The organism is Kitasatospora purpeofusca (assembly GCF_000718025.1).
Classification (GTDB): domain Bacteria; phylum Actinomycetota; class Actinomycetes; order Streptomycetales; family Streptomycetaceae; genus Kitasatospora; species Kitasatospora purpeofusca.
Genome location: NZ_JODS01000012.1, coordinates 1 through 19,151, shown reverse-complemented (window position 1 = coordinate 19,151; position 19,151 = coordinate 1). Strand labels below are relative to the sequence as shown.

Below are 19,151 nucleotides of genomic sequence, written 5' to 3'. Positions count from 1 at the left end.
GCGCTTCGTCCGCCGGGAGTGCGCCGGGGGCCGGCCGGAGCGGGCCGGGGTCGGCCTCCGCTCTGTCGCGGGTTCGATCGTGCTCGGACCGTCCCGGTCCGGCGGCCCTCGAACGGCCTGCCCAGCGGCGGAGCGCGACCGTCGCAGGGGGAGCGTTCGCGTACCCCCGTCGGTCCGCCGCTCACCGGGTGAAGGCGGTCGGCGAGGTCGGGTGGCGCACGGCGGCGCGCCCTCCGCCGGAAATGCGACCGAGCGCGAGCCGGGTGCATTGCGCGGGACTCCCGGCCCGAACATGCGCTGTTGCGGAGAATTCGAGGCGGGCCCACTATTCGGAGGGCCGCATCGCCATACCGGATTCCGACCGCCGGGGCGGCTCCCGATCCGTACGACCCAGGACGACCGCGATTCCCCCGGCCGGCCCGGTCCTCGCTCTCCCCGCCCCGCCGTCACCGGGGCATCACGCCGCACCGCGACCCCGTCCGTCCGCGCCGCGCCCCGCGACCCTCGGACGGCCGCGTGCCACCACGTCCGCTCCACCACGTTCCTCCGCCGTGCCCGCGGCGCACCGTGCTCCGCGGCGCCCCGCCCCTCCGCACGCCGTGCCGCCCGCCCCGCCCACACCACCGGCCCCGCCCGTTCCACCCGCCCCGCCCGCACCACCGGCCCTGCCCGTTCCACCCGCCCCGCCCGCTCCGGCCCCGCCACGAGGAGGGTTCCGTTGGACAACCGCTACGAGGCCTACGCCTACGCCGACCCGCTCTTCTACGACTCGCCCCGGCGCTGGGGAGCGCAGGAGGAGTTCGCCGCCGTCACCCGGCCGCTGCCCGAGGGCTGGGAGCGCGGGGACCTGGAGATGTGGGCCGTGGTGCGTCCGGCGGGCGTGCGGATCCCGGACCAGGGCTGGAAGATCCACGTCTCCGCCTGCCTCGGGACCGCGGAGGAGGTGCTGGAGACCGTCCACGCCTTCTGCCTGCGGGAGCGCGTCACCTTCAAGTTCCTGCGCGGACTGCCCATCCTCCAGGTGCAGAACTCCAAGTACGCGCCCCGCGGTTCCAGCGGGAAGTTCTGCACCCTCTACCCGGTCGACGACGCCGAGCTGCAGCGCTGCCTCGACGGGCTCGGCCCGCTGCTGGCCGGCCACCGGGGCGCGTACATCCTGAGCGACCTGTGCTGGAAGGACGGGCCGCTGTACCTGAGGTACGGCGGGTTCGCCGAACGCTACTGCCGCAACGACGCAGGGGAGCTCGTACTCGCCCTGGCCGGACCGGACGGCCGGCTCGTGCCGGACGTGCGCGGAGCCGCGTTCTCGGTGCCGCCCTGGGCACCGGTGCCGGAGTGCATCGCCGAGGCGGTCGCGGAGCGCGCCGCACCGCAGGACACCGGACTCCCGTACACCGTCGAGCGGGTCCTGCACTTCTCCAACGCCGGCGGCGTCTACCTGGCCCGCGACGGGCAGGACGGGACGCAGCTGGTGCTCAAGGAGGCCCGGCCGTTCGCCGGGCTGGACCAGCGCGGCGTCGACGCGGTGACCAGGCTGCGCAACGAGCACGCCGTCCTGGCGCGACTGGCCGGCGTGCCCGGAGTCCCCCGGGAGCACGGGCTGCTGACGGCCTGGGAGCACGAGTTCCTGGTCCAGGAGTACGTCGCCGGGCAGTCCCTCAGCGAGTGGCTGACGGCCCGCTACCCGCTGATCCACCCCGACGCCGACGAGGAGTCCGTCGCCGGGTACACCCGCGACGCCCTGGCCGTCGTCGACCAGGTGGAACGCGCTGTGGCCGCGATCCACGAGCGCGGCGTCGTCTTCGGGGACCTCCACCCGCGCAACCTGATCATCCGGCCGGACGGCGAGCTCTGCCTGATCGACTTCGAACTCGCCAGCACCGTAGACGACTTCCTGCGCCCCGCGCTGGGCGCCGCCGGCTTCACCGCCCCGCCCGGCCACACCGGGACGGACGTGGACCGGTACGCGCTGGCGGCGCTGCGGCTCTGGCTCTTCTACCCGCTGGTCCAGCTCACCGCCCTGGACGCCGACAAGGCCGGGCAGCTCGCGGACGCCGTCGAGCGCCGCTTCCCGGTGCCGCCCGGCTACACCGACGACGTCCGCCGCCTGCTCGGCCGCACCCCCGGCGACGGGCGCACGCCCCGACCGGAACTCTCCGAGGGTCGCTCCGAGACCCGCGCGCTGCTGGAGGCGCCGGTCGCCGACTGGCCGGCGATCCGCGACTCGCTCGCCGCCGGGATCGCCGCGGCCGCCACCCCCGACCGCTCCGACCGCCTGTTCCCGGGCGACGTCGCCCAGTTCACCCGGGGCGGGCTGGGTCTGGCGCACGGCGCGGCCGGTGTGCTCTACGCCCTGCACAGCACCGGGGCCGAGATCGACCCCGCACACGTGCGGTGGCTGGCCGATGCCGCCGTCGGCCGCGGGACGTCGCCCGGCCTCTACCACGGCGGGCACGGCGTCGCGTACGTCCTGGACCTGCTGGGCGAGCGCGAACGGGCGCTGGAACTGCTGCACCGGCTGGACGGGCACCCCGCCGACGGCGATTCGGCGCCGGTACCGACGCTGTCCTCCGGCGGGCCGGGGATCGCGCTCACCCTGCTGCACTTCGCCCGCGCCACCGGCGACGAACGGTTGCTGGACGAGGCCCTGAACGCGGCCGGCGCCGCCGCGAGCGCCTGGGAGAAGCACGGCGGCGGCGCGGCCGGGCTGCTGGCCGGCTCCTCCGGTGCCGCCCTCGCACTGGTCCGGCTGTACGAACACACCGGCGACCGCAGCCTGCTGGACCGCGCCGAGGCCCTGCTCGAACTCGACCTCGCCCGTTGCGTCCAGGTGAGCGACGGTACCCTCCAGGTGGTCGACCGGCGCCGGGTCCTGCCCTACATCGAGACCGGCAGTGCCGGGATCGGGATCGCCCTGGCCGCGTTGCTCCGCCACCGGCCCGCCGCCGCGCCGGCCGAACGGCAGGCGCTGATCCGCAGGGCCGCCGAGCCGGAGTTCGTGATCCAGTCGGGCCTCTTCAACGGACGGGCCGGACTCATCGGCTACCTGGCGCTGACCGGCGGGCGTGCCGACGGGGGCCCGGCGGACCGGGCCGGCGCCGGACTGCTCGACCGGCACCGGGCGCTGCTGGCGCTCCACCAGGTGCCCTACCTGGGCCGCCTGGCCTTCCCCGGCGATCAGCTGCTGCGGCTGTCCACCGACCTCGCGACCGGATCGGCCGGGGTGCTGCTGGCCCTGGGCACGGCCTTCGCGGGCACCCCGTTCCTCCCGTTCACCGGCCCGGCCGCCACCGCACCGTCGACGGTCACCGCAACGCCGGCCGCCACCGCACCGCGGGCGGTCACTGCACCGCCGGCCGCACCCCACTGACCGCACGTCCCGACCCGCCGAAGGGCCCGCCCCACCGGCACCCCGAGCGCGCCGCCGTGCGAGCGCGCCACCACAGACTCCCGGCCGACCGGCCGGGTGAACCACCGCCAAGTGAAGGAGACCATCATGGCGATCCTCGACCTCCAGACCCTGGAGCTGCCCGAGACCGAGGCGGCCCCGATCGACGACACCCTCGCCAGCACCAGCTCGCTGAGCGTCCTGAACTGCGGCACCAGCACGGTCAGCACGCTCATCTGTCTCTGACCCGCACGGCCGCCCGACGGGTGGCCCCGCGGTCCGAGCGGCCAGGCCGGGCGGGTGGTCGACCGACCACCCGCCCGGCCCCCGGGCCGCGGCGTCCGACCGACGCCGCGGCCCTCTCGCTTCCCTCCTCCCGCCGCTGCTCCCACCCGCCGATCCGCCCAGCAGAGAGGTGACCCGTGGCCGCCCAGCCCGCCGACACCGCCGCCGTCCGGCCCGCCGACACCGCTGCCGTCCGGCCCGCCGACACCGTCGCCGCTCCCGTGCCGCCGCAGGTCCGGCTGCGCCGCGAACTCGCCGTCCAGCCGGTCCGCCTCGCCGCCGCCCTGCTCCTCGCCGTGGTGGCCACCGTCGCGGCCCTCGCGCTCCCGCTGCTGGTCCGCCGGATCGTCGGGGACTTCTCCGCCCACCGCTCCCTCACCCCCGGCCTGCTGCTGATGGCCGCCGCCGCCCTCGTCGGCGCCGCGGCCCAGGCCCTCTCCGGCTTCCAACTCGCCCGGGTCGGCGAAGGCATGACCTACCGGCTGCGCACGACGGTGATGGCTCACGCCCTGCGCCTGCCGCTGCCGGTGGTACGGGCCCGGGGGACGGGCGAACTCGCCGCCCGCGTCACCTCCGACGCCCAACTGCTGGGCCAGGTGGTCGAGGTGGCGATGCAACTGCCGCTGGCCGCCTTCGGGGTGCTGGCGACCCTGGCGGTGATGGTGTGGATCGACTGGGTGCTCACCGCCGTCACCGTCACCGCCCTGGCCGCCCTGACCGGCCTGGTCCTGCTGATCATGCGCCGGATGCGGGCCAACGTCACCGGTCAGCAGGAGGCGGTGGGCCAGATCGCCCAGCGCTTCACCGCCAACCTGGAGGCCCTCACCACCATCAAGGCCTGCCGGGCCGAACCCCTGGCGGACCGGGTGCTGGAGCAGGACGCCGAGCAGCTGCGGGTCGTGTCGCTGACCGGCGCCCGGCTGGGCGCCCTGGTGCCGGCGGCGCTCACCCTCGGCAACCAGTTCGCCATGATCGCGGTGATCCTCACCGGCGGCGCGCGCATGGCGGCCGGGCACCTGCAAGTGGCGGAGTTCGCCGCCTTCCTGCTCTACCTGCTCCAGACCGTCCCCTCCGTGAACACCCTCGCCACCGGCTTCGGCCGCCTCCAGGCCGGACTCGCCGCCCGGGACCGCTGCAACGAACTGCTAGCCCTGCCCCGGGAGGCGGACCCGGACGACGAGGCCCGCCCCACCCCCACACCGGTGCCCGACGCCCCGGCCGTGGTCTTCCGCGGCGTCTCCTACACCCACGCCGGCACCGGGCGGCCCGCCCTGGACTCCGCCTCCTTCAGCATCCCGCGCACCGGCCTGACCGCCGTCGTCGGCCCCTCGGGCGCCGGCAAGAGCACCGCGCTCTCCCTCGTCGGCCGCTTCGTCCGGCCCGGCGCCGGATCGGTCAGCATCCTCGGCCACGACATCCGCACCTGGCCGCTCGGCTCGCTGCGGGCCCGGATGGCCTACGTCGACCAGGAGTTCACCCTCCTGGAGGCCAGCGCCCGGGAGAACCTCCAACTCGGCCGCACCGGCGCCGCCGGCGACGGCGAACTCGCCCGGGCGCTGACCACCGTCGGCCTCGCCCAGGACGTCGACCGCCTCCCGCACGGCCTGGACACCGTGCTGGGCCGCGAGTTCGACCTCTCCGGCGGCCAGCGCCAGCGGATGGCGCTGGCCCGCGCCCTCCTCACCGGCGCCGACATCGTCCTCCTCGACGAGCCCACCAGCCAGCTCGACGGCCTCAACGAGCTGCGCTTCCGCGAGATCGTCGACCAACTGGCCCGCCACAGCGCCGTCGTGGTCGTCGCCCACCGGCTCTCCACGGTCCAGCACGCCGATCACGTGATCATGATGAACCGGGGCACCGTCGTCGACGCCGCCGACCACCCCACCCTCCTCGCCCGCTGCGCCCCCTACCGCGAACTCGTCGCCGCCCAGACCGGCCAGGTGCCGGTCCGCCACGAGTAGGCGGGGGATCCCCGCCTGCAGGGACCAGCAGGGGTTTGCCGGAACCTCCCCCCTCTGTCATGATCACGATCCGTGATGAACCGTCGTACTCTGATGACCGCGCTCGCCGCCGTGCCCGCCCTCGCCGCCGTCGGCGGTTCCGTGGTCGCCGCCACCCCGGCCCACGCCGCGGACGCCTATGCTTCCAACACGGCCCTCTACTCGGACCCGGCGCTGGTCGAGGGAGTGGACTACGGCCGCCGCTCGCGCCGGCACCTGGTCGACGACCAGAGCCCGGCGGCGCGCGCCGGAATCGTCCGCACCACCGTCATCGCCCCGCACGGCGGCGGCATCGAGGGCGGCACCTCCGAACTGTGCCTCGCCGTCGCCGGCTATCACCCGGCCGACCTCGCGCCCACCCCGGCGGCCGGACCGGTGCACGACTTCTGGATGTTCGAGGGCCTGCGTTCCTCCGGGAACAGCGCCCTGCACGTCACCTCGACCCACTGCGACGACACCGTCGCCCGCGCGATGTGCGCCGGCAGCCTCAACGTGCTCTCGCTGCACGGCTGCACCGCCGCCCAGGCCGGTCTGGAGGCCGGTGCCGCGGCCGTGCTGGTCGGCGGCCTGAACCCCACCTTCCGCCAGTACCTGATGGAGCAGTTCGCGGCGGCGGGCATCCGCGCGGTCACGGCCTCGGGCGAGGAGGAGATCGCCGGGATCTCCCCGGAGAACATCTGCAACCGCAGCCTGCTCGGCATGGGCGCCCAGCTGGAGACGACCACCGAGCTGCGCGCCGCGATGTTCGCCCCGGGCCGGAACACCAGGACCGAGCGCGCCGCCAACACTCTGCCGCTGTTCTGGGCCTTCACCAACGCCGTCCGGACGGCCGTCCAGCGCCTGGAGGCCACCCAACCCGTGCTCTGACCCGGGGCCGCGCACAGCGGGCCGCCCGGTCCACCGCTCAGGGTGCGGCCGGGCGGCCCAGCGGCAGCAGGTACTGGATCGGCTGGTCCAGGTCGTCCCGGACCAGCGACTCGTGGACCAGGTCGTCGAAAAGCCCGCCCAGGGGCGTGGTGCCGAGGCCGTAGGCGGCGGAGGTGAGCAGCAGGTTCTGGGCGAGGTGCCCGGTCTCGACGAGACGAGGCGCAGCGCGCGCAGCCCGTAGCGCTGCCGCAGGCCGGCGAGGTCGGCCGGCCGTCGCGGTGTCACGATCGATTTTTGCTGATTGCTCATCACATACTTTGACCCGATGGGCCGATGGGAAAGAGGTGCATGGCGCGGCGGTGGGGGGCGCCGGGCCGCCTCCCGTTCCCCTCGGCCAACGTCGGGGGTTCGTCGCATGAACATCAGCTGACGTGACTTATGGAGACATGGGTGGCCTGTCTAGGCTGCGGCCGTCCGCTGTGATCATTTCAGTCCGAGAGACTCGCCATGCTGATCGTTTCCCTGCTGTTCCTGGCCATCGGTGTCAGTCTGCTTGTGCTCCGTTGGCGCAAGGTCGGGTCCTGGCCGGTCACCCTGGGCGGACTTCTCACCGGCGCCCTCGGGCTGCTGCTGGGGCTCACCACCTTTGTGCACGTGGTCGATCCGACCGAGGTCGGGGTGCCGACCAGTCTGGGCAAGGTGGGCACGGCCTGGCAGCCGGGGCTGCACTTCAAGTCGCCGCTGACCGACGTGACCACCTTCTCGACCCGGCCCGTCGACCTCGACCTGACCGGTGACTCGACCGTCGAGGTCCGCTCCTCCGAGGGCGGGGTGCTGTACGCCGACCTGACGGTCAAGTGGTCGATCGACCCCCAGCACACCGTCGACCTGTACAAGCTGGCCGGCAGTGCCGAGGCCGTCCAGCAGCGGCTGGTCTACCCGGACAGCCGGGAGATCGTGCGCAATGTCTTCGCCCGCCACACCAGCGTCGAGGGCTACAGCTCGCAGCGCGAGGCGATCAGCTCGGAGATCGACAAGCTGATCACCGCCCGGCTGGCCCCGCGCGGCATCCTCGTCAACGGGGTCAACCTGCGCAACGTGCGGCCGAGCGACGGCCTGCAGAAGGCCATCGACCAGAAGATCCAGCAGGACCAGGCCACCGCCCAGGCGGAGGCGTCCGTGCGCACGGCCAAGGCCGAGGCGGAGAAGCGCAAGATCGAGGCGGACAGCACCGCCGCCGCGAACGCCGCGATCGCCGGCTCGCTGACCGACAAGATCCTGCTGAGCCAGTGCATCGAGGCCTTCAAGGCCGCCGCCGAGAAGAACCCCGTGTACGCCAGCCCCTGCGGCTCCAACGGCACGCCGGTCATCGTCGACGGTACCAAGCGCTGAGACCGGATCCCGGTCCGCCCCTCCCCGACGCGTCTGCGGGGGAGGGGCGGTGACGGATCGTCAGACGGTGACGGTGGCGACCGGGTCCAGACCGTAGGTGCGGGCGTAGCCGTTCTCGGTGCCCACGAGCAGCTCGACGACGTCGAACCAGCGGTCCCAGAACGGGGTTTCGCGCAGCGCGTCGACCAGCAGCCGGTAGGCGTCGTGGTCGTCCGCCTCCCAGACCCAGATGTCGGTCACCCGCGCCGAGTAGAACTCCGTGTCGTAGAAGCGCGAGCGGACGCCGCGGGCGCGGGCCTCGATCACCGGGAGGACCTGGGTGGTGAAGGCGTGGACGCGCTCGCCCACACTCATCCCCAGCCACTCGGGCGTGGTCTTGACCAGCATGAACGCGGTGACGGGCGGTGCGGTCGGGTCAGTGGGCATCGACGGCCTCCGGGGTGGTGACGGCGGTGGGGGTGGTGGCAGCGGCTGGGGCGGCTGGGGCGGCGAGCACGGCGGGCCTCAGTGTCTCGGCGCACCACCGCGCGAACTCCGTGGCCGGGACCGCCGGCCGCGACGGGCGCCCGGCACCCGCGTCCAGGCCCAGGTCCTTGGCGCGCTTCATCCCGACGACGCCCTCCGCGAATTCCGGGTGCAGGCCGTACCCGAGCAGCTCGGAGCGCAGGTCGTCCAGCGACCGGCGCCGGTAGCGGACCGGGCGGCCGAGCTGCTCGGTCATGATCCGGGCCAGGTCCTCCGGCGAGAGGTCCTGCGGGCCGAGCACCGGGACGCTGTCGACGCCGCTCCAGGAGCGGTCCAGCAGCAGCCCGGCCGCCGTCGCGGCGATGTCGGCGACGGCCACCAGCGGGGCGCGGCGGTCGGCGGCGACGGTGTCGGTGAAGACGCCCTCGGCGCGGATCGAGCCGGCCTCCTCCAGCAGGTTCTCGAAGAAGGACGGGCAGGCCAGGGCACGGTAGGCGACGCCGGAGCCGGCGATCAGGTCGTCCATGGCGAGGGAGGCGGTGACCAGTCCGGCCCGGGCCGCCTGCGCGGTGCCGCGGCCGAGCGCCGACACCCCGACGACGCGGTCGACGCCGTGGGCGGCGAACGCCCGGGCGGCGGGGCGGGTGAAGCCGCTCCACCCGTCCTCGGGCGCGGCCGAGGCGTCCGGCGGGACCAGCCAGAACACGGCGTCGGCGCCGGTGAACGCGCGCTCGACGGTCGCGGCGTCGCCGTGCGAGCCGGTGACCACCTCGACCCGGTCGCGGACGGCCTCGGGCAGCCGGGCCGGATCGCGGACCACGACCCGCAGTTCCTCCCCGTGCGCGGGCGCGGCCTCGACCAGGAGGGACAGCAGCCGGCGGCCGATGTTCCCGGTGGGAGCGGTGATGACGATCATGAAAACCTCACGGTCTCGGTCGGATCAGCGGTGCCCCCTCATCGTGCGGACGGCGACCTTGTTGCCACAATGGGAACTTCAGCATCCAATCCTTGCCCAGAACGGAACAATGCCGGTGAGCAGCCCGGATCCGAACCTCGACGCCAATCTCGCGGTCGCCCTCGACGCCCTGCTCACCGAGCAGAGCGTCACCCGTGCCGCCGCGCGGCTGCACACGTCCCCCGCGGCGATGAGCCGCACCCTGGCCCGGCTGCGCCGGGTCCTCCAGGACCCGCTGCTGGTCCGGGCCGGCCAGGCGATGGTGCCCACGCCCCGCGCCGAGGAACTGCGGGAGGAGGCCGCCGCGGTGGTGCGCCGACTGGAGGCGCTGCTCACCCCGAGCGGCGGGGTCGACCCCGCCGCGCTGCGGCGCACCTTCACCGTCCAGGCCGCGGACCTGGTCGGCGCGGCCCTGGCGCCCGGTCTGCTCGCGCTGGCCCGCCGCCGGGCACCGGGCGTCTCGCTGCGGGTACTGGCCGAGGACTTCGAGGCGGGACCGGCGCTGCGCGAGGGCCGGATCGACCTGGAGATCGGGGCGATCGACCACGTCGACCCGGAGACCCTGGTGGAGGAGCTGGCCACGGTGCGGATGGCGGCCGCGGTCAGGGCCGGCCACCCGCTCGCCGACGGGCCGCTGACACCGGCCCGGCTGGCCGCCGCCGAGCACGTGGTGGTCAGCCGCCGCGGCCGCTTCACCGGTCCGCTGGACGCGGCCCTCGCCGAACGGGGGCTCAGCCGCCGGGTGAGCGCCGTCCTGCCCGGGCATCTGGCAGCGATGGCCCTGGCCGCCACCGGCGACGTGGTCTGCCTGGTGCCGGTCGCGCTGCCGGGCGAGCCGCCGTCACCGCTCTCCGGCGCGGCGCAGACGCTGGGCCTGCGGCTGCTGGAGATCCCGCTCGAACTGCCGCCGCTGACGATCGGGATGGCCTGGCACCCGCGCCACGCCGCCGACGGCGGCCACCAGTGGCTTCGCGCCGCCGTACGGCGGGTGCTGCGCCCGGCCCCGGCGGGGTGAGCCCGGGCCTCGGAGGGGAGCGCCGGGCCTCGGCACGCACCACCGCACGTACGGCACCGCGGTGTCGCGGTGCCGTACGTGCGTCGGCCGGAGGCAGCGCCCCCTCAGTGCCCGCCCCCTCAGCGCCCGCCCCCTCAGTGCCGCCTCCTCAGTGCCCGCCGCCCGGCGTCCGGACGGTGAGGCTGCCGTACGCCGACAGCGCGCCGGCCAGGTCGCCGGGCCGGTCGCGCAGGGTGGAGTCCAGGAAGGCGAGGGTGGCCCCGGCGACGACGCGCGGGCTGCGGGTCCGGCCCAGCGAGCCGACGATCGCAGGCACCGGCGGCAGGTACAGCGGCCCGTCCATGAAGCTGAGGTGCGCCGCTCCGGGGACGGTGAGCCGGTAGCCGGTCGCGGTGCTGGCCGCGAGCGCCTCGGTCAGCCGGGGCAGGTAGCGCGCGTCGGTCGCCCCGGTGAGGGCCTGGGTCATCGCGAGCGCCGGCCGGTCGAGGGCGGGCGAGGCCGGGCCGTGCGGGAAGCCGTCCAGATCGACCACGGCGCGGAACCGGTGGTCCTGCCGGGCCGCCTGGAACGCGGCGGCGCCCCCCATCGAGTGGCCGGTCACGGCGGCCCGGCCGGTGTCCAGCCGCCCGGTCAGCGGGTCACCGCTCCCGGCCCGGTCCAGGCCCTCCAGCTGGGTGAGGACGAAGCCGAGGTCGGCGGCCCGGACCGCAGTCCAGCCGGCCGCCAGCTGCTCGTCCTGGTCCGCGTCGCCGGAGGAGGAGGTCTCGGTGGTGACCGTCCGGCCGTCGGCGAGGACCACGGCGGCGGAGTCGTACGGGTGGTCGAGGGCGGCCACCAGGTAGCCGTGGCTGGCGAGTTCCTCCGCCCAGGCGGTGTTCTGGGTGCGCACCCCGCCCGAGCCGGGCGAGAACAGCACGACCGGGAACCGTCCGCCGTCCCCGGCCACCGGGGCGTCGAAGACCGAACGGCTGCGGGCGTGCGGGACACCGTCGACCAGGAAGTCCGGCAGGCCGACGCCCCGGGCGAGGGCGGCGGAGACGGTGCGCGCCTCGTCCTCGGTGCGTCCGAGGTACTGGGCCCGCGGCGTACCGGCGGGGCTCTGCTGCGCGGGGTACCAGAGCTGGACCACGACCGTGCGCCGGTCGTCCGGGTCGGGGGTGAAGGTCTCCGGCCGCTGCCGGTCGGTCCACTGCAGCACCCGGGTGCCGACCGCGAACTCGCCCGTGGGCTCGGGGAACACGGGGACGGGGAAGGCCCAGGCGGACACCGGCCCGGCGGCGATCAGCCCGGCGCAGGCCAGCGACCCCGGCAGCGCCAGCCACCAGCGGGCCCGCCACGCCGGCCGGCCGGTCCGGCGCCGCCGCAGCGGGGCGAGGGCGAACGGCAGCACGAGGGCGGCGCCGGCCAGGACCGGCAGCAGCTGCCAGCGCAGCCCGGTCACCCCCAGCACGAGCACGGACAGGACGAGCAGCGCGCCCGCCGCGACCGTGGTGCGCGGGCGGGCGGCCGGGGGCAGCCAGCGCGCCACCACCAGCGCGAGGGCACTCAGCAGGGCAAGGATTTCCAGGGGGGACATGAACAGTCCCGTGATGATCTCGGTCACGGGCCCATCGTCGGCGCCGGGCCCCCGCCGCCACATCGCCCCCGGGTCGCCACCGGGTCCGACCGGGGGCGGGCGCCGTGCGCGTCACCGCTGCGACCCGGGTGGCAGGCGAACGCGCCGGATCGGCGGCCGCGTTGCCACCGGGGGAGGTGTCCGTCTCCTCCTCCGGTCGTACACCGCCGCGGACGCCGTCCGACGGTGGACCCATGCGCCCGGCGGGCCGGTGGCCTACCGTGACAGGGCCGCGGGACGAGCCGGGCGGCGCGCCGGGTGCGGTCCCCGTACCCGCGGCGGGTCCGGCGGCCCCCGGTGCCGGCCCGACCGGGCCACCACGACACCGGATCGACAGGGACATGTGATGACCGAGGCCGCCGCGGAACCCGGCAGGGCCCACCGGCCGGGGGCGGGCCGAACGGAGCGGGCGGCAGCCGTCGCCCGCCGGATCCCCCGCCTGCCGACCCCGGTGTGGGACTCGCTGCTGCCGGCGCTCCTCCTCCTCAACGCCGCGACCACGCCCGCGCCGCGCGAACCGGTGCTGACCGTGGCCCTCACCGCCGCCCTCGTGCTGCCCCTGCTGTGGCGCCGCCGCGCCCCGCTCGTGGTGTTCGGCGCGGTGGTGGCCGCCGCCCTGGTCCAGTGGCTGCTGGACATCCAACTCCCGGCGGACATCGCCGTGCTGGTGGCCCTCTACACCTTGGCCGCCCACTCGGCCCGGCGCACCACCCTGGTCGCCGGCGCCGTGGTGGAGGCCGGGGTCCTGCTGGCCTGCCTGCGCTGGGCACCGGACGGCGCGTTCCTCACCCCGTTCGTCGCGGTCACCGCGATGACCGCGGCCGCCGCCGTCCTCGGCATGAACGTACGGACCACCCGCGCCTACCTCGCGGCCGTGGAGGAACGGGCCGCGCACCTGGAACGGGAGCAGGAGCAGCAGGCACGACTGGCCGTCGCCGAGGAAAGGGCCCGGATCACCCGGGAGATGCACGACATCGTCACCCACAACCTGTCCGTCATGGTCGCGCTCGCCGACGCCGCCGGCTACGCGCGGCAGCGGTCGCCCGACCGGGCCGACGCCGCGATGCGGCAGATCTCCGAGACCGGCCGGCAGGCCCTGACCGACATGCGGCGCTCGCTGGGCGTCCTGCGGGCCGACGAACCGGACGCGGAACGCCACCCGCTGCCCGGCATCGCCCAACTCGACGCCCTCGCCGAGCAGATGTCCGCCGCCGGCCTGCCGACCGGGCTGGAGGTCGAGGGCGACCACGACCACCTGCCCGCCACCGCGCAGCTCACCGTCTACCGCCTGGTACAGGAAGCCTTGACCAACGCCCTCAAACACACCCCCGCCGGCACCCGCGCGACGGTCCGGATCCGGTGCTCCGCCGGCACCGTCACCGTGGACGTCGCCGACACCGGCCCCCGCCCGGCGACCTCCGCCGCCACACCCTCGTCCTCCGGCCACGGCATCCCCGGCATGCGCGAACGCGCGGCCGCCTACGGGGGGACCCTGCGGGCCGGACCGCTCCCGGGCGGCGGCTGGGGCGTCCGCACCCGCCTGCTGCTCGACAGCGCCGGGGCGGTGTCCGCATGACGATCCGGATCCTGATCGCCGACGACGAGGCCCTGCTCCGGATGGCCTTCGGCACCGTCCTGGACGCCCAGCCCGACATGGCCACGGTCGGCGAGGCCGCGGACGGGGCGCAGGCCGTCCGCCTCGCCCGGGAGCTGCGCCCCGACGTCGTCCTGATGGACGTCCGGATGCCCGGGACCGACGGGATCGAGGCGACCCGCGAGGTCGTCCGGGTCTCCCCGCGGAGCAGGGTGCTGATCCTCACCACCTTCGACCTGGACGAGTACGCCTTCGCCGGGCTGCACGCCGGGGCCTCGGGCTTCCTGCTGAAGAACACCAGGCCGGAGGAGCTGCTCACGGCGATCCGGAGCGTGGCCGCGGGCGACGCGGTGGTCTCGCCGCGGATCACCCGGCGCCTGCTGGAGACCCTCCGCCCGCACATCCCCGACGGCCGCGGCGGCACGCGCGACGACCGGCTGGGACGGCTCAGCGCCCGGGAGCACGAGGTGCTCGTCGAGGTGGGCCGAGGGCTGTCCAACGCCGAGATCGCGGCCACCCTGTACCTCGCGGAGGCGACCGTGAAGTCCCATCTGGGGCGGGTGCTGCACAAGCTCGAACTCCGCGACCGGATCCAGGCCGTGGTCTTCGCCCACGAGAACCGCCTGGTCCACCCGGGGTGATGCCCCCACCGGCCCTGCCGCCCGCCGACCGACCGTCGTCCGAGCGGACGGACACGCCCTAGTGTGATCATCGGCAGGACGGATGCTCCTGCCGTGCCGAGAGCAACGGGGGGTGCTGATGAGGCTGCGTCGACGATCCGTCGCGGTCCTGGTCGCGGTGGCGAGCATGCTGGGCGGCGGGAGCGCCGCCGCGCCGACGGCGGTGGCGGCCGTGCAACCTGAGGCCGTCCGACCGACCGCCGTCGTCCAACCGGCGGACCCGGGGGCGGGCCCGCAGGCGCGAGCGGTGCTGGACTGGCTCGCGCAGCTGCCCGACCGGGGGCTGCGGAACCGGACGGCGTCCGGATTCTTCGCCGGGTACAGCGGCAGCGCCGCGCCCGGGTCGGGCAAGGACTTCGCCACCCAGTACCGGGACGTCACCGAACTGGCCGACCGGACGGGCCGGTTCCCGGCGGTGCTGGCCTGCGACTACGCGAGCGGCTGGAACGCCGACGGGGTGCCGACCGCGATCGACTCGGGCTGCGACACCGAGATGATCGACCACGCCGGTCGCGGTGGACTGGTCTCGGTGAGCGTCCACCTGCCGAACCCGGTGGCGGGGGCCGCCTGGCGGACTCCGCTGCCGCAGCCGGCCTTCCGTCAGCTGTCCGACCCGGCCACCGCCGCCGGCCGGGCCTGGCGGGCCGAACTCGACGACATCGCGGCGGGGTTGCGGCGGCTGTCCGACGCCGGGGTGCCGGTGCTGTTCCGCCCGTTCCACGAGATGAACGGCGACTGGTTCTGGTGGGGCCACCAGGACCCGGCCGACTTCGCGGCGCTGTGGCGCGGCACCTACGACTACCTCACCACGGCCAAGGGCCTGCACAACCTGCTGTGGACGTACGCGCCGAACTGCGGCTCCGCGGATCCCACCGCCTACTGGGTCGGCCGCGCCTACGCCGACGTGGTCGGGCTGGACTGCTACACCGCCGACCCGTCGGCGATCACCGGCTACGAGAAGCTGGTCGAGCTCGGCAAGCCGTTCGCCTTCACCGAGATCGGCCCGGGCTCGGGCGCGGGCGGGACCTTCGACTACGCGCTGTGGGTGAAGGCGCTGCACGAGCGCTTCCCGCGCACCTCCTATTTCCTGGCCTGGAACAACGAGTGGAGCCCGGCCCGGAACGTCAACGGCGCCGTGCTGATGAACGACCCGTGGACGGTGAACCGGGGCGGGGTCGACCTCGCCGCCGCCCCGGCGGAGGACCCGCCGGTGGCCTACCAGGACTTCGAGACCGGCACCCAGGGCTGGAGCGGCTGGCACCTCGCGGCCGGCCCGTGGCAGGTCACGGAGTGGTCCGCGCGCGGCAGCGGCTCGCTCAAGGCCGACGTGGACCTCGGCACCGGCGCCGCCTACCTCAACAAGGTCGGCCCGCTCGACCTCTCCGGGGACACCGTGCTCAGCGTCGACGCCCGGACCGCGCCCTGGGGCGACCAGGCGGGCGGCACCCGCGCCAAGCTCTATGTGCGCACCGGCAGCGGCGACGCCTCCGGCTGGACCTGGACCGACTCGGGCGCCGTCACCGTCGACACCAAGCCGACCCGGCTGGTCCTCGACCTGACCAGGGTCCCGGACCGGGCCCACGTCCGCGAGATCGGCGTCGAGTTCGCCCCGGCGGCCGGGGCGAGCGGCCGCTCCGCGGTCTACCTGGACGACATGCGGCGCGGCGGCCTGCTGGCCGGCTTCGAGAACGGCACCGAGGGCTGGTCCGGCTCCGGCGCGGCGGCCGGACCCTGGGCGGTCGCCGACGAGGGCGCGGCCGAGGGCCGCAGCGCGCTCAAGGCCGACGTCGAGCCCGAGCGGGGCGCCGTCCGGCTCCGGCGGACGGACCCCGTCGACCTGACCGGTGCCACCGTGCTCACCGTCGCCGCCGGCACCGCGCCCTGGGGGCAGCAGGCGGGCGGCACCACCGCCAGTCTGTATGTGCGCACCGGCACCGGCGACGCCTCCGGCTGGACCTGGACCGCGAGCCCCGCCGTCACGGTCGGCCCGGACGGGCGGACCCTGCGGCTCGACCTGGCCGGGGTGCCCGACCCCGCCCACGTCCGGGAGATCGGCGTGGTCTTCACCCCCGCCCCGGGCGCCGCCGGCCGCACCGCCGTCTACCTCGACGCCCTGCGGAGGTGGAGCTGATCCGGACGGCCCTGCTGCCGCCCGACCCGGCCCGATCCCCGGGAGCGGACGCCCCGGTCCCCGCCACCGCGCGGGGGCCGGGGCGTCCGGCGTCCGGCCGCGCGCCGCGTCCGTCCCGGCGGCCGGAGGCGCCCCGCGTGTTCTGCCCGCCGTACGGTCCCGGGTGCGGGACCATACGGGCGAAAGGGCAGAAAACGACTAAGGACGAAGGGGCGGACGTGTCCGGCAGCGAGAGCGAGAACCCAGCAATTCCTTCCCCCACCCCCAAGGCGACCGGGCCCAGGACCAACCGTGACTGGTGGCCCGAGCAACTGGACCTCCAGGTCCTGCACCGGCACTCGCCCCTCTCCAACCCGATGGACGAGGACTTCGACTACGCCGCGGAGTTCGCCACCCTCGACGTCGAGGCGCTGAAGCGGGACGTCGTCGCGCTGATGACCGACTCCCAGGACTGGTGGCCCGCCGACTACGGCCACTACGGCCCGCTGTTCATCCGGATGAGCTGGCACGCCGCCGGCACCTACCGGATCGCGGACGGCCGGGGCGGCGGCGGCAGCGGTGCCCAGCGCTTCGCGCCGCTCAACAGCTGGCCGGACAACGCCAGTCTGGACAAGGCCCGGCGGCTGCTCTGGCCGGTCAAGCAGAAGTACGGCCGGAAGATCTCCTGGGCCGACCTGCTGGTGTTCACCGGCAACTGCGCCATGGAGTCGATGGGGTTCCGGACCTTCGGCTTCGGCTTCGGCCGCGAGGACATCTGGGAGCCGGAGGAGATCTTCTGGGGCTCCGAGGACACCTGGCTCGGCGACGAGCGCTACACCGGTGACCGCGAGCTGGCCAATCCGCTCGGCGCCGTCCAGATGGGCCTGATCTACGTCAACCCGGAGGGCCCCAACGGCAATCCGGACCCGCGCGCCGCCGCCGTCGACATCCGGGAGACCTTCGCGCGGATGGCGATGAACGACGAGGAGACGGTCGCGCTCATCGTCGGCGGCCACACCTTCGGCAAGTGCCACGGCGCCGTGGACCCGTCCTGCATCGGCCCGGAGCCCGAGGGCGCCCCGATCGAGCAGCAGGGCCTGGGCTGGCGCAACACCTGCGGCAGCGGCTCCGGCGCCGACGCCATCACCAGCGGGCTCGAGGGCGCCTGGACCACCGAGCCGACCCGGTGGGACAACGGCTACCTGGACAACCTGTTCCGCTACGACTGGGAGCTCACCACCAGCCCGGCCGGGGCCAAGCAGTGGAAGCCCACCGACCCGGCGGCCGCGACCGCCGTGCCGGACGCGCACGACCCCGCGAAGCGGCACGCCCCGATGATGCTGACCACGGACCTCGCGCTGCGCCAGGACCCGGTCTACGAGGCGATCTGCCGGCGTTTCCACGAGCACCCCGATCAGCTCGCCGAGGCCTTCGCCAAGGCCTGGTACAAGCTGCTGCACCGCGACATGGGCCCGGTGTCCCGCTACCTCGGACCGTGGGTGCCCGAGGCGCAGCTGTGGCAGGACCCGGTCCCCGCCGCCGACCACGAGCCGGTCACGGACGAGGACGTCGCTGACCTCAAGAAGCGGATCGACGACTCCGGCCTGGGCATCCCCCAGCTGGTCGCGACCGCGTGGGCGTCGGCCGCCGCCTACCGCGGCACCGACATGCGCGGCGGCGCCAACGGCGCCCGGATCCGGCTCGCGCCGCAGAAGGACTGGGAGGTCAACAACCTCCCCGAGGTGGCCGACACGGTCCGGCGGCTGGAGGAGGTCCGGCAGGACTTCAACGCGGCGCAGAGCGGCGCCCGGCGGATCTCGCTCGCCGACCTCATCGTGCTGGGCGGCGGTGCGGCGGTCGAGCGGGCCGCGCACGCCGCCGGGCACGCCGTGACGGTCCCGTTCGCCCCGGGGCGCACCGACGCCTCGCAGGAGCAGACGGACGTGGAGGCCTTCGCCGTGCTCGAACCGAGGGCGGACGGGTTCCGGAACTACCTGCGGGCCGACGAGAAGCTGTCGCCGGAGACCCTGCTGCTCGACCGGGCCGACCTGCTGACGCTGACCGCGCCGGAGATGACCGTCCTGCTAGGCGGGATGCGGGCGTTGAACGCCGGCTTCCGGGGCTCCCCGCACGGCGTCCTCACCCACCGGCCGGAGGTGCTGACCACGGACTTCTTCGTCAATCTGCTCGACTCGGGGACGGAGTGGAAGCCCTCGGCCTCGGAGGCGAACGTCTTCGAGGGGCGGGACCGGGCCACCGGCGCGGTGAGGTGGACGGCCACCGCCGTCGACCTCGTCTTCGGCTCGCACTCCCAGCTGCGCGCGCTGGCCGAGGTCTACGGCTCCGGGGACGCGGACGGGAAGTTCGTCCGGGACTTCGTGGCGGCGTGGACCAAGGTGATGAACCTGGACCGGTTCGACCTGCGCTGAGCGACCTGCGCTGAGCGACCGCTCTGCCGCGCGGCGGTGGGCACGGGGAGGGAAACGGGGCCTGCGCGCTGCTGCGCGGCCCGGCCCCGGAGGTGCTTCCTGGCCGTGAACCGCCCCTCACTGAGCGCGAGCCGGCCTTGCGCGGTGACGGTGCGCGGCGTCTGTACGACTGGGGGCGTGGTCGGGCGGTCTGAGGCTGCCCGGGTTTTCGTCCGTCGGTGAACGCACGACGCCGCTGGTCACCGGACCGCCCTTTTGGGGTGGTCGGGTGCAGCGGCGTTGTTGTGGTGCGCCCCCGTGGTGGTGGGGGTGGGGGTGTTACTTGGTGAGGCCGGCCTTGACGGAGCAGACGGGCC

General features: G+C 75.0%; 14 protein-coding genes. 10 read left to right on the top strand and 4 right to left on the bottom strand.

Features of this window, described 5'->3' with window-relative positions; translation table 11 throughout:
* The first annotated feature begins 718 nt into the window (after nucleotides 1-718).
* The 4 genes from lanKC to IF01_RS0118580 all read left to right on the top strand — a co-directional run bounded on the left by lanKC (nucleotide 719) and on the right by IF01_RS0118580 (nucleotide 6,540).
* On the top strand, nucleotides 719-3,370 hold the full coding sequence (lanKC, locus tag IF01_RS0118595; protein WP_051755636.1) for a class III lanthionine synthetase LanKC: 2,652 nt from the start codon (nucleotides 719-721) through the stop codon (nucleotides 3,368-3,370).
* Nucleotides 3,371-3,496: 126 nt separating this feature from the next.
* The gene (locus IF01_RS46890) at nucleotides 3,497-3,634 is read left to right on the top strand and encodes a SapB/AmfS family lanthipeptide (RefSeq protein WP_094745592.1); all 138 of its coding nucleotides are present in this window, start codon (nucleotides 3,497-3,499) and stop codon (nucleotides 3,632-3,634) included.
* 176 nt (nucleotides 3,635-3,810) lie between these two features.
* Entirely contained in the window at nucleotides 3,811-5,634 is a 1,824-nt protein-coding gene (locus IF01_RS0118585; protein ID WP_030394560.1) for an ABC transporter ATP-binding protein, read from the top strand.
* Between the two features lie 75 nt (nucleotides 5,635-5,709).
* Nucleotides 5,710-6,540, top strand: a complete 831-nt coding sequence (locus IF01_RS0118580) for a poly-gamma-glutamate hydrolase family protein (RefSeq protein ID WP_030394559.1) — start codon at nucleotides 5,710-5,712, stop codon at nucleotides 6,538-6,540.
* Between the two features lie 37 nt (nucleotides 6,541-6,577).
* Here the strand turns inward: IF01_RS0118580 and IF01_RS50050 are convergent, their stop codons facing one another.
* Nucleotides 6,578-6,721, bottom strand: coding sequence for a nitroreductase family protein (locus IF01_RS50050; RefSeq protein ID WP_244215558.1), 144 nt, complete (start codon nucleotides 6,719-6,721; stop codon nucleotides 6,578-6,580).
* Nucleotides 6,722-7,047: 326 nt separating this feature from the next.
* On the opposite strand from IF01_RS50050, the gene IF01_RS0118575 reads away from it, so the two are divergent.
* Nucleotides 7,048-7,932 (top strand): prohibitin family protein, encoded by an 885-nt coding sequence (locus IF01_RS0118575; protein WP_030394558.1) that lies wholly within the window; start codon nucleotides 7,048-7,050, stop codon nucleotides 7,930-7,932.
* Between the two features lie 60 nt (nucleotides 7,933-7,992).
* Here the strand turns inward: IF01_RS0118575 and IF01_RS0118570 are convergent, their stop codons facing one another.
* Entirely contained in the window at nucleotides 7,993-8,358 is a 366-nt protein-coding gene (locus IF01_RS0118570) for a darcynin family protein (protein ID WP_030394557.1), read from the bottom strand.
* Nucleotides 8,348-9,313 carry an NAD(P)H-binding protein gene (locus tag IF01_RS0118565; RefSeq protein WP_078880077.1) on the bottom strand — a complete coding sequence of 322 codons (966 nt, stop codon included), beginning with the start codon at nucleotides 9,311-9,313 and terminating at the stop codon, nucleotides 8,348-8,350. The genes IF01_RS0118570 and IF01_RS0118565 overlap by 11 nt, the downstream gene beginning before the upstream one ends.
* Nucleotides 9,314-9,422: 109 nt before the next feature.
* On the opposite strand from IF01_RS0118565, the gene IF01_RS0118560 reads away from it, so the two are divergent.
* Entirely contained in the window at nucleotides 9,423-10,367 is a 945-nt protein-coding gene (locus IF01_RS0118560) for a LysR family transcriptional regulator (protein ID WP_030394555.1), read from the top strand.
* A gap of 148 nt (nucleotides 10,368-10,515) precedes the next feature.
* Here the strand turns inward: IF01_RS0118560 and IF01_RS0118555 are convergent, their stop codons facing one another.
* Nucleotides 10,516-12,006 carry an alpha/beta hydrolase family protein gene (locus IF01_RS0118555; protein ID WP_030394554.1) on the bottom strand — a complete coding sequence of 497 codons (1,491 nt, stop codon included), beginning with the start codon at nucleotides 12,004-12,006 and terminating at the stop codon, nucleotides 10,516-10,518.
* 322 nt (nucleotides 12,007-12,328) lie between these two features.
* Between IF01_RS0118555 and IF01_RS0118550 the strand changes: the two genes are divergently transcribed.
* From IF01_RS0118550 to katG, 4 genes are all read left to right on the top strand, one after another.
* Nucleotides 12,329-13,558 (top strand): sensor histidine kinase, encoded by a 1,230-nt coding sequence (locus tag IF01_RS0118550; RefSeq protein WP_030394553.1) that lies wholly within the window; start codon nucleotides 12,329-12,331, stop codon nucleotides 13,556-13,558.
* Nucleotides 13,555-14,217 carry a response regulator gene (locus IF01_RS0118545; protein ID WP_030394552.1) on the top strand — a complete coding sequence of 221 codons (663 nt, stop codon included), beginning with the start codon at nucleotides 13,555-13,557 and terminating at the stop codon, nucleotides 14,215-14,217. Before IF01_RS0118550 ends, IF01_RS0118545 begins: the two co-directional genes overlap by 4 nt.
* A gap of 118 nt (nucleotides 14,218-14,335) precedes the next feature.
* A complete protein-coding gene (locus IF01_RS0118540) occupies nucleotides 14,336-16,387 on the top strand; it encodes a glycosyl hydrolase (protein WP_244215552.1) in 2,052 nt (683 codons plus the stop codon).
* Nucleotides 16,388-16,605: 218 nt separating this feature from the next.
* Nucleotides 16,606-18,795, top strand: coding sequence for a catalase/peroxidase HPI (gene katG, locus IF01_RS0118535; RefSeq protein ID WP_030394550.1), 2,190 nt, complete (start codon nucleotides 16,606-16,608; stop codon nucleotides 18,793-18,795).
* Nucleotides 18,796-19,151 lie beyond the last annotated feature (356 nt).

Excerpts from the sequence above, each read along its gene's own strand:
- IF01_RS46890 (WP_094745592.1), top strand. The coding sequence starts at position 3,497 with ATGGCGATCCTCGACCTCCAGACCCTGGAGCTGCCCGAGACCGAGGCG.
- IF01_RS0118580 (WP_030394559.1), top strand. The coding sequence starts at position 5,710 with ATGAACCGTCGTACTCTGATGACCGCGCTCGCCGCCGTGCCCGCCCTC.
- IF01_RS0118575 (WP_030394558.1), top strand. The coding sequence starts at position 7,048 with ATGCTGATCGTTTCCCTGCTGTTCCTGGCCATCGGTGTCAGTCTGCTT.
- IF01_RS0118570 (WP_030394557.1), bottom strand. The coding sequence starts at position 8,358 with ATGCCCACTGACCCGACCGCACCGCCCGTCACCGCGTTCATGCTGGTC.
- IF01_RS0118565 (WP_078880077.1), bottom strand. The coding sequence starts at position 9,313 with ATGATCGTCATCACCGCTCCCACCGGGAACATCGGCCGCCGGCTGCTG.
- IF01_RS0118560 (WP_030394555.1), top strand. The coding sequence starts at position 9,423 with ATGCCGGTGAGCAGCCCGGATCCGAACCTCGACGCCAATCTCGCGGTC.
- IF01_RS0118555 (WP_030394554.1), bottom strand. The coding sequence starts at position 12,006 with ATGTGGCGGCGGGGGCCCGGCGCCGACGATGGGCCCGTGACCGAGATC.
- IF01_RS0118550 (WP_030394553.1), top strand. The coding sequence starts at position 12,329 with ATGACCGAGGCCGCCGCGGAACCCGGCAGGGCCCACCGGCCGGGGGCG.
- IF01_RS0118545 (WP_030394552.1), top strand. The coding sequence starts at position 13,555 with ATGACGATCCGGATCCTGATCGCCGACGACGAGGCCCTGCTCCGGATG.
- IF01_RS0118540 (WP_244215552.1), top strand. The coding sequence starts at position 14,336 with ATGAGGCTGCGTCGACGATCCGTCGCGGTCCTGGTCGCGGTGGCGAGC.